The organism is Oligella ureolytica DSM 18253 (assembly GCF_000373745.1).
Taxonomy (GTDB): Bacteria; Pseudomonadota; Gammaproteobacteria; order Burkholderiales; family Burkholderiaceae_B; genus Oligella; species Oligella ureolytica.
The window spans coordinates 1-2046 of record NZ_KB892356.1 but is presented as its reverse complement, the minus strand read 5'-3'; the positions used below and the strand labels follow the sequence as shown (position 1 = coordinate 2046).

Genomic DNA, 2046 nt, shown 5'->3' with positions numbered 1-2046 from the left:
ATTAAAGACGGCATTGATTTCTCCTAACATACACAAAACCTTAGTGTCGCGCAATTTAGGAGGAATGAATACATGTGTTCACCGGACGCTTACACCGGACGCTTACTTTAGGAGGAATGAATACATGTGTTCACCGGACGCTTACGTCTGGTGTACAGCGATTGACCTTGAAATGAACGCAGCCCCGTTTTAATCGGGGCTGCGTTCATTTTGTAGTAATCAACATGCACCAGACACTTACAGCGCTGTGTTGATAGTAGTCTGCGTTGCCCAGTTCGCCACTGTGTTACAGTAGCGAACTGAGTGTAAGCAGGGTTAGATGATGATGAAGTCGGTCGATATCAACTCCGTTGGTCTATTATCCTCGTGTAGCGTTGCAAAGTGCACCGCCACACCGCTACCTGAGCCATCAGCGTCGTAGGATAATGCGCCTGTCGAACTGTCGTACAACACAGTTGGCACGGCGTCGGTCGCTTCAGTACCATTGACTAGGTTCACCGTACCGTCCTTAACCAGCCCCGTGAAGACCAATGAGCTCAACACCAGCTTGTCACCTTGCGTAAAACTGAAGTCCATCACAGTATCCACGTTACTGCCATCAGGCATTAACGGCGCAATAAAGACAAACTGGTCTGCACCCGCGCCACCCGTCAAGGTGTCGTTACCAGCACCACCAACTAGGTAGTCGTCACCGTCACCGCCATTAAGCGTATCGTTGCCCTGACCACCGTATAGATGGTCATCGCCAGCACCACCGTTTAGGATGTCGTTACCTAGGCCACCATACAGGTAGTCATCTCCACCGTTACCGTTCAAGATGTCGTCACCAGCACCACCATCGATGATGTCATTGCCGTTGGTACCATCCAACGTGTCGATCGTCACATCGCCTTGGATTGTTGCATTGGCAATAGGTAACCCAGAGGTATCAATTACCATCGTGTTGCTCATGGAGTCGCCATCATTGTCCGTGACTTGGAAACCGAACACCACCGGATCGTGATTGGACACACTCTTTGGTGGCGTGTAGGTCACATTACCATTGGGGTTCTTACCGGTCATTTCTACCACCAGTTCGCCACCTCCATCAAGTTGAACTGTCAGTATCCCATTCTCATGGGTCCAGCCACCGCCACTAGGGCCACTGATCACACCCTCCTTCGTACTTGTGAAGGTCTTGTCTCCAACATACACCTCAGAAACATAACCACCGTCAGCGCCAAAGCCAGTTACCACATCAACATCAATCAAAGAGCGCTTGATGACACTACTGTCCACTTTCTCTGCTTGTGGTACGGTGCCTGCCAAAATAGAACCAAGCTGATTCATGTCCGTAACTATAATGGCCATGTTATTATCGTCAACACCAGTTGTACCATCATAGGCAATTGGGTCTAAATACTGCTTAGCATTAACTGCCTCGCCAAAACCTAGTGCGTAAGACTTAATTTGATGGTCTTTCAGGAAGTTTTCCCATTGTGTTTTTAGTGCCGCGTTTACTTCTCTAACCCGATTCGGCTCTCCATCGCTCATGAAATACGAAAGATTATTGACATTCAATCCTGTCAGCGGAGGTTTGGTTGGATACTCGCTTCCATCAAAATTGTCTAATAACTCATTCAAAGCCGCCCTATAGTTGGTGCCACCATTTGCCGTAAGCCCACTCAGCAGGTTCTTGGCATCAGCAATAGTAACCCACCCTGGCGAAACCTGAGACGCCCTAGATTCGAATGTGCTTAGGTTCACCCTAACTTCGCCCTCGGTTGCCGCATCCACCTGCGCTTGGTATGTGTCAAGCATGACGTTAATGGCTTCGACTGCTGCTTCCAGACGTGACTTCCCTGGAACGCCAGAATTCCATGCCATACTGCCCGAGACATCTAGACTGATCATCACGTTGGCATAAAAGGTATTAGATACCCCCACAGTCTCGAACACCGTGGAAACAAATGGACTGTCATCTTCCACGCTCACCGTCAGCGTTTGTGGCGCACTGTCCGCCGTGCCATCATGGACCACAAAGCCAAAGGCCAGATCCAAGGCATC

1 protein-coding gene is annotated in these 2046 nt (G+C 49.6%); it reads right to left on the bottom strand.

The features are described 5' to 3' along the window. Nucleotides 1-315: 315 nt before the first annotated feature. Nucleotides 316-1926 (bottom strand): VWA domain-containing protein, encoded by a 1611-nt coding sequence (locus tag B092_RS16070; RefSeq protein ID WP_280513167.1) that lies wholly within the window; start codon nt 1924-1926, stop codon nt 316-318. Between the last annotated feature and the right edge of the window lie 120 nt (nt 1927-2046).